The organism is Streptomyces sp. NPDC057543 (assembly GCF_042801895.1).
In the GTDB taxonomy this organism is placed as follows: Bacteria; Actinomycetota; Actinomycetes; order Streptomycetales; family Streptomycetaceae; genus Streptomyces.
In genome coordinates, this window is the sequence record NZ_JBHVFF010000395.1 from 1 (window position 1) to 6,153 (window position 6,153).

General features: G+C 69.0%; 8 protein-coding genes and 1 pseudogene. 7 read left to right on the top strand and 2 right to left on the bottom strand.

Annotated elements, in window-relative coordinates; translation table 11 throughout:
- Positions 1-9 precede the first annotated feature (9 nt).
- Positions 10-870, bottom strand: coding sequence for a serine protease (locus ACFU8Q_RS37990; protein ID WP_384463676.1), 861 nt, complete (start codon positions 868-870; stop codon positions 10-12).
- A 338-nt stretch (positions 871-1,208) separates the two neighbouring features.
- On the opposite strand from ACFU8Q_RS37990, the gene ACFU8Q_RS37995 reads away from it, so the two are divergent.
- The 3 genes from ACFU8Q_RS37995 to ACFU8Q_RS38005 all read left to right on the top strand — a co-directional run bounded on the left by ACFU8Q_RS37995 (position 1,209) and on the right by ACFU8Q_RS38005 (position 2,558).
- Entirely contained in the window at positions 1,209-1,841 is a 633-nt protein-coding gene (locus tag ACFU8Q_RS37995; RefSeq protein WP_384463679.1) for a hypothetical protein, read from the top strand.
- Positions 1,841-2,077, top strand: coding sequence for a helix-turn-helix domain-containing protein (locus ACFU8Q_RS38000; RefSeq protein WP_384463682.1), 237 nt, complete (start codon positions 1,841-1,843; stop codon positions 2,075-2,077). Before ACFU8Q_RS37995 ends, ACFU8Q_RS38000 begins: the two co-directional genes overlap by 1 nt.
- A gap of 268 nt (positions 2,078-2,345) precedes the next feature.
- A complete protein-coding gene (locus ACFU8Q_RS38005) occupies positions 2,346-2,558 on the top strand; it encodes a DUF4287 domain-containing protein (protein WP_384463685.1) in 213 nt (70 codons plus the stop codon).
- Between the two features lie 13 nt (positions 2,559-2,571).
- On the opposite strand, the gene ACFU8Q_RS38010 is transcribed toward ACFU8Q_RS38005, so the two are convergent.
- Entirely contained in the window at positions 2,572-2,919 is a 348-nt protein-coding gene (locus tag ACFU8Q_RS38010; protein ID WP_384463688.1) for a winged helix-turn-helix transcriptional regulator, read from the bottom strand.
- Between the two features lie 95 nt (positions 2,920-3,014).
- Here ACFU8Q_RS38010 and ACFU8Q_RS38015 point away from each other — a divergent pair.
- The 4 genes and pseudogenes from ACFU8Q_RS38015 to ACFU8Q_RS38030 form a co-directional block, all read left to right on the top strand.
- Positions 3,015-3,107 (top strand): annotated as a pseudogene (locus tag ACFU8Q_RS38015) (NAD(P)-dependent oxidoreductase); the annotation flags it as partial.
- Positions 3,108-3,202: 95 nt separating this feature from the next.
- Positions 3,203-4,060: an arylamine N-acetyltransferase gene (locus ACFU8Q_RS38020; RefSeq protein WP_384463691.1), complete on the top strand. Its 858-nt coding sequence runs from the start codon at positions 3,203-3,205 to the stop codon at positions 4,058-4,060.
- A gap of 297 nt (positions 4,061-4,357) precedes the next feature.
- Positions 4,358-5,569, top strand: a complete 1,212-nt coding sequence (locus ACFU8Q_RS38025) for a pyridoxal phosphate-dependent aminotransferase (RefSeq protein ID WP_384463694.1) — start codon at positions 4,358-4,360, stop codon at positions 5,567-5,569.
- A gap of 103 nt (positions 5,570-5,672) precedes the next feature.
- On the top strand, positions 5,673-6,077 hold the full coding sequence (locus ACFU8Q_RS38030) for a hypothetical protein (RefSeq protein WP_384463697.1): 405 nt from the start codon (positions 5,673-5,675) through the stop codon (positions 6,075-6,077).
- Positions 6,078-6,153: the final 76 nt, after the last annotated feature.

The following is a 6,153-nucleotide window of genomic DNA, read 5'->3' on the forward strand; positions in this document are numbered from 1 at the left end:
CTCACACGCTCACGGCCTGGGCAGGGCACACCCGGGCCGGCTGAGGTCGAACTTGTTGCCGGTGCCGATGCACGGCACGATGCCGTAGGTCTCCTGGGCGTAGTTGATGCCCTGGCGCACCGTCACATTGCCGCTCTCGTCGACCTCGCACGGATTGTTGTCCGTGCACCGCTGGCCGTCCTCGTTGCCGGTGTTGTTGACGGCGACGACCTTGCCGGTGGCGTTGTCGATCACCGGGGAGCCGGACGTACCGCCGATGGTCTGGCAGGCGGAGGTGTAGCGGACCGAGTCCTTCCAGGTCCACGCACCCTCCTTGAGGCGGTAGACGAAACCGTCCACATTGCAGGCGTACGTGCGCTTCCAGTAGCCGGAGACGACAGTGATCGCGGTGCCCTGGACGGGGTGCGCGGTGTTGAGTTCCAGCGCCTTGATGCCGTAGCTGCTCTCGATCTGGGCGTAGGTACTGGTGAGTTGGTACACCGAAATGTCGGTGTCGGTCATCGTCCCGTACGCGATCTTGCTCGCTCGCAGAGTGCCGACTCCGCTGCCGGCGGCGTTCAGCAGGGTGAAGCTACGGGTGGACGGCTGGTCGAACACCACCTTGCCCGGTCCCGGGAAACCCGACTCCATGCAGTGCCCGTTGGAGAGCACGAGCGCGGGGTCGGAGGGCTGGGAGCCGGGTGTACGGACGACGGAGCCGGAACAGTTGCTGAGCGCCACGGTTCCGGCGAAGTTGACCGCCTTGGGCTTGATCTGCGCCTTGACCGTGTCAGTGGCTGCCGCGTCGTGGCCGGCGGCCGCGGTCGCGGGTGCGATTCCCGCCCCGAGGAGCAGAACGGTGAACAGCGCGCCGACGAGAGGCTTCTTCATGTGGGGGTCCCCTCCAGTGACCGGTGCAGGGTCCAAGTGGCCCCTGCGACCGAAGTTCCTTCGGTTTTGACATGCGCATGTTGGCGCACGGAAGGGGCCCCCACAAGGGGCGGTTTCAAGCCGCCCGGCCGGACAGTCCGGTCCCAGGCCGTCCGGTCCCGGGCCACCCGGCCCGGCGGACAGCATGACGCCGCCCCGGACGACATGCACTCACGACCCACGCGGTGCGGCGCGGCGCCCTACCGCGCCACACAGGATCTCCCGTGGACGCTTCCCTTGGCGGGAGGTGGCGTGTATCGTTTTTCGATAACATCGAATATCGATAACTGGGGGCTGTCGTGACCGAAGACTCGAAGCTGCTCGAACCTCTCTCCACCGTCGTATCGGGCGTTCTGCGTCTGCTGACCGGCCTCCTCGTGGGCTGGTTCATCCTCAGCCTGTTCGACACGAGCGTCCATCTGGGCTGGAGCGGTGGGGGCGTCTGCGTCACAGCGGACTCGATCTCCGGCGGGCCCGACGACGCCGCCGCCATGTTCGAGGCCCGAGCCGGTGTGGACGTCATGACGATCCCCCGGTACTGCGCCTCGCCGGGCAGTACCTACCAGCGGTTCCTTGACGCGCTCGGTTCGCTGCCGTCCTTCGTGCTGCTGATAGGCGGACTGTTCCTGCTCAACAGACTGCTCCGCGGGGCAGCACGGGACGGGGTCCACCACCGGCTGACCGCACAACGACTGAGGCGGCTCGGCTGGTGGCTGCTGTGCGGCAGCCTCGCCGCAGGCATCATCGAGGCCAACGCCAGGGCGGCGCTGAGCGCGACTCTCACCCGCTTGACCCCTTTCTCCCCCGGTGCTTGGCTCGGCACCTGGACGCCCCCGTACCTGGCGATACTCGCCGCGCTCGGACTGCTCACCTTCGCGCGGATCGTGCGGGCCGGCGTCACCATGCGCGAGGACCTCGAAGGAACCGTCTGATGTCACCCGATGCCGAGGAAGGCCACGCCATCGAGGTGCACCTGGACCGCCTCCTCGAGGAACGGGGTATGACACTGGCCGAGTTGGCCTCCCGGGTGGGCGTGACCAATGTCAATCTGTCCATCCTCAAGAACGGCCGCGCCAAGGCCATCCGCTTCACGACCCTCACCCGCATCTGCCAGGTGCTGGAGTGCCAGCCGGGCGATCTCCTCAGCTACAGACCCACGGACGGATGAGGGCGTGCGCCACCGGACGCCGCCCGGGTGCGCGGTCAGGCCGCCGTTGCCGGTGACGGTGACGAACTACGAGCGGTGGACACCGTCCCCGGTCGGCCGGACGAGGATCGACCGGTCGCCCGCAGCCGACGTGACAGCCATGCGTCGGGGACGTCGTCATGGGCGTGCCACGTCTGCCGGTTCATGGCGGGACCGTACGGTCGCGGGGCACCGTCGGCCACCGGATCCCGCCCGGACGATCAACGTCGGCGATGGCAGAATGCCCGCCATGACTGATGCAGTGAAAGGCCCTGCCAGCTATTTCCCGTCGATCGAGAAGAAGTACGGCCGCCCGGTAGCGGAATGGAAGGACCTCATCCGGTCCTCGCCGCTGACCCAGCACATGGAGATCGTCAACTGGCTCAAGTCCGAGCACGGTCTGGGCCACGGGCACGCCAACGCCCTGGTCGCGCACACGCTCGCCGAGGACAAGGGCAAGTAACGGCACCCGCCCGTCAGGGCAGCGGCCGCTCGGCGTCCACGAGGATGTTCTCCCTCCCCCAGGCGCCGAGCGGCCGCAGCGCCTCGTTGAGTCCGACGCCCAGCGGGGTCAGCGAATACTCGACGCGCGGCGGCACCTCCGCGTGCACCTCCCGGTGCACGATGCCGTCCTCCTCCAACTCCCGCAGATGCGACGTGAGCACCTTCTCCGTGATGCCGGGCACCATCCGGCGCAACTCACCGAAACGGCAGACCTGTTCGTTGAGCGCCCAGAGGATCAGCACCTTCCACTTGCCGCCGATCACATCCATCGCCGCGTCGATCCCGCAGACGTACGCCCCCGGCCTCCGTAGGGTCCCCACGTGCACCCCTCCCACCTGCTCGCTCACCTGGCGGTAACCGCCCACTTCGAAGTGCGTACTTGATCACTTCCGGGCCTGCGACCAGCCTAATCGGCATGACTGACAACGCCTTTGAGAAGTCGCCGCTCACTCTCCTCGGGCTCGGCGCCATGGGCACCGCGCTCGCCCGCGCCCGGCTCGCCGCCGGATGACGCCTCCTCGCAAACGGGCGGGGCAACGAGAGCACCACGGGGGCGGTGGACCCGCCGGCCCTTCGAGCCGCCTGATTGCCTACGGTCGGGGCATGACATCCGACCGCGAAGCCGATCACGGCCGACACCGCACCCCCGGCCTGGACCTCGACGCCTATCTCGCCCGCATCGGCTGGACCGGGGAGCGTCGGCCGACCGTGGAGGTACTGCGCTCCGTGCACCGTGCCCACGCGCTGGGCATCCCGTTCGAGAACCTGGACCCCGTCCTGGGCACCGCGCCCTCGCTCGCGCTCGCGGACCTGGAGGCGAAGCTCGTACGCGGTGGGCGCGGCGGGTACTGCTACGAGCAGAACACCCTGCTGGCCGCCGGGCTGGGCGCGCTCGGGTTCGACATCACACTGCTGTGCGCACGGGTGGTGCTGGGGGCCGGGCCCGGGGACGTACGGCCGCGCACGCACATGCTGATGCTGGCGCGGGTTCCGGGCGAGCCGGCCCCGTATCTGGCCGATGTCGGCTTCGGTGCCGCCGGCTCGCTGCTGGAGCCGATCCCGCTGGTCGTGGACGTGGAGCTGCACGACGCCGCGCGCCGCCACCGGCTCGTGAACACTCCGCACGACGGGCCGCTGGAGCAGTGGGAGCTCCAGTCGCGCACGGCCGAAGGCGTGTGGGAGGCCCAGTACGCCTTCACGCTGGAACCCTTCGAGGCGCCGGACTACGAGGTCATCAACTGGCACATCGCGACCAACCCGCGCTCCCCGTTCCAGCACCGGGTGTACGTCCAGCGCACCACGCCCGACGCCCACCTGTCACTGACCGGCCGCACGCTCACGGTCACGGCGAACGACGGTACCCGCGAGGAACGGCAGCTGGCGGACGGCGACGAGGTGCTCCGGGTGCTGGCGACCGACTTCGGCATCCACCTCCCCCGGGGCACACGACTGCCGGAGTGATGCGCGCTCCCGCGGACTCTCCGGTGGTCCGTTCGTAGGGCACCCGCCCGGCGGCGAGGCAACACGTCACGCTCCGAACACCCTCGCTGACGTGGCGCATCTCACCCGGCCGGGTCCGTCACGTCCCGGTTCCGGCCCATTCCAAGCCCTGCCCCCGCCCCCGACCGGCGTTCCCACGGTTCGGGGGCGGGGGCGCATGGGGATGGAAGCCCGGGCGGAGCGTCGGGAGTACCCGGGTGGGGCAACCGGGGAGCAAAGCCCGGGCGCACCGCGAAACACGGTCGTAAGCTCCCAAGCATGCAGGTCATCCAGTCCACGAAGCTCGCCAATGTCTGTTACGAAATCCGGGGCCCCGTGCTGGAGGAGGCGATGCGGCTGGAAGCGGCCGGTCATCGCATCCTCAAGCTGAACACCGGCAACCCTGCCGCGTTCGGGTTCGAGTGCCCGCCCGAGATCCTCGAAGACATACTGCGCAACCTCTCCGGGGCGCACGGCTACGGCGACGCGAAGGGGCTGCTGTCGGCGCGGCGGGCGGTGATGCAGCACTACCAGACCAAGGGCATCGATCTCGACGTCGAGGACATCTACCTGGGCAACGGCGTCTCCGAGCTGATCCAGATGTCGATGCAGGCGCTGCTCGACGACGGCGACGAGGTCCTCGTACCGGCGCCGGACTATCCGCTGTGGACCGCCTCGGTGTCGCTGGCCGGCGGCACGGCCGTGCACTACCGGTGCGACGAGCAGGCCGACTGGATGCCGGACCTCGCCGACATCGAACGGAAGATCACCGACCGCACCAAGGCGATCGTGATCATCAACCCGAACAACCCGACGGGCGCCGTCTACGACGACGAGATGCTGCGCGGGCTGACGGAGATCGCCCGGCGCCACAACCTGGTCGTCTGCTCCGACGAGATCTACGACCGGATCCTGTACGACGGCGCGACCCACACCCCGACCGCGACGATCGCGCCCGATCTGATGGTGCTCACCTTCAACGGGCTCTCCAAGAACTACCGGGTGGCCGGATACCGCTCGGGGTGGCTGGCGGTCTGCGGTCCGAAGGCGCACGCCTCCTCGTACATCGAGGGGCTGACCATCCTCGCCAACATGCGGCTCTGCGCCAATATGCCGTCGCAGCACGCCGTGGCCACCGCGCTCGGCGGGCGGCAGTCGATCAACGACCTCGTGCTGCCGGGCGGACGGATCCTGGAGCAGCGGGATGTCGCGTACGACCTGCTCACGCAGATTCCGGGCGTGACCTGCGTGAAGCCGAAGGGGGCGCTGTATCTCTTCCCGCGGCTCGACCCCAAGGTCTACAAGATCAAGGACGACCGGCAGATGGTCCTCGACCTGCTGCGGGCCGAGAAGATCATGGTCGTGCACGGTACGGGGTTCAACTGGCCGGAGCCCGATCACTTCCGTGTCGTGACGCTGCCGTCGACCGAGGATCTGACGGACGCGGTGACCCGGATCGCGAACTTCCTGGACGGTTACGGCCAGCCGTAGTGGCCGACCGCCACGGTCGAGCGGCCATCTCGGAATCGATTGCGGATAACTTTAGACACAATCCAAGCTAGGATGGTTCCACAGCAACACCAGGAGGCCATCCATGTACGAACCGATCCGCACCAAATCGGTCCACACACCGGCCGACCACGCCGACGACTTCCCGCACCGTTCCCGCGAGGAGGAGCTGGACATCCAGCTCGCCGGACATCTGGCCGCGCTCCTCGCGGTCACCGACGAGCTGGACCTCGGCGTGGCGGGCGACCGTATCGCCGAGCAGGTGGCCAGGCTGCGCGGTGCGCCGCCCGCCCGGCACGCCGGTCGCACCGATGCACCCGCGCTCACGCTCCACCACCGTGCCCACGCCCTCGCCGGCCGCGTGCTGGTGGTCGCCGCGTCCCGCGCCGACACGGCCGTGGCGATTCTCGCGGCCGAGCGCATGGACGCCCACACGGCTGCGATCGCCGCCGCCCCGACCACCCCGCCGCGACTGGTCGGCGCCCTCTGACGGCCCCGGTCCACGGGCCGTCGAGGCGCGTGGACCGGGTGTCACCCATCCTCCGGAACGAGTAGTGCGGCGGGGC

Excerpts from the sequence above, each read along its gene's own strand:
- ACFU8Q_RS37990 (WP_384463676.1), bottom strand. The coding sequence starts at position 870 with ATGAAGAAGCCTCTCGTCGGCGCGCTGTTCACCGTTCTGCTCCTCGGG.
- ACFU8Q_RS38000 (WP_384463682.1), top strand. The coding sequence starts at position 1,841 with ATGTCACCCGATGCCGAGGAAGGCCACGCCATCGAGGTGCACCTGGAC.
- ACFU8Q_RS38005 (WP_384463685.1), top strand. The coding sequence starts at position 2,346 with ATGACTGATGCAGTGAAAGGCCCTGCCAGCTATTTCCCGTCGATCGAG.
- ACFU8Q_RS38020 (WP_384463691.1), top strand. The coding sequence starts at position 3,203 with ATGACATCCGACCGCGAAGCCGATCACGGCCGACACCGCACCCCCGGC.
- ACFU8Q_RS38025 (WP_384463694.1), top strand. The coding sequence starts at position 4,358 with ATGCAGGTCATCCAGTCCACGAAGCTCGCCAATGTCTGTTACGAAATC.
- ACFU8Q_RS38030 (WP_384463697.1), top strand. The coding sequence starts at position 5,673 with ATGTACGAACCGATCCGCACCAAATCGGTCCACACACCGGCCGACCAC.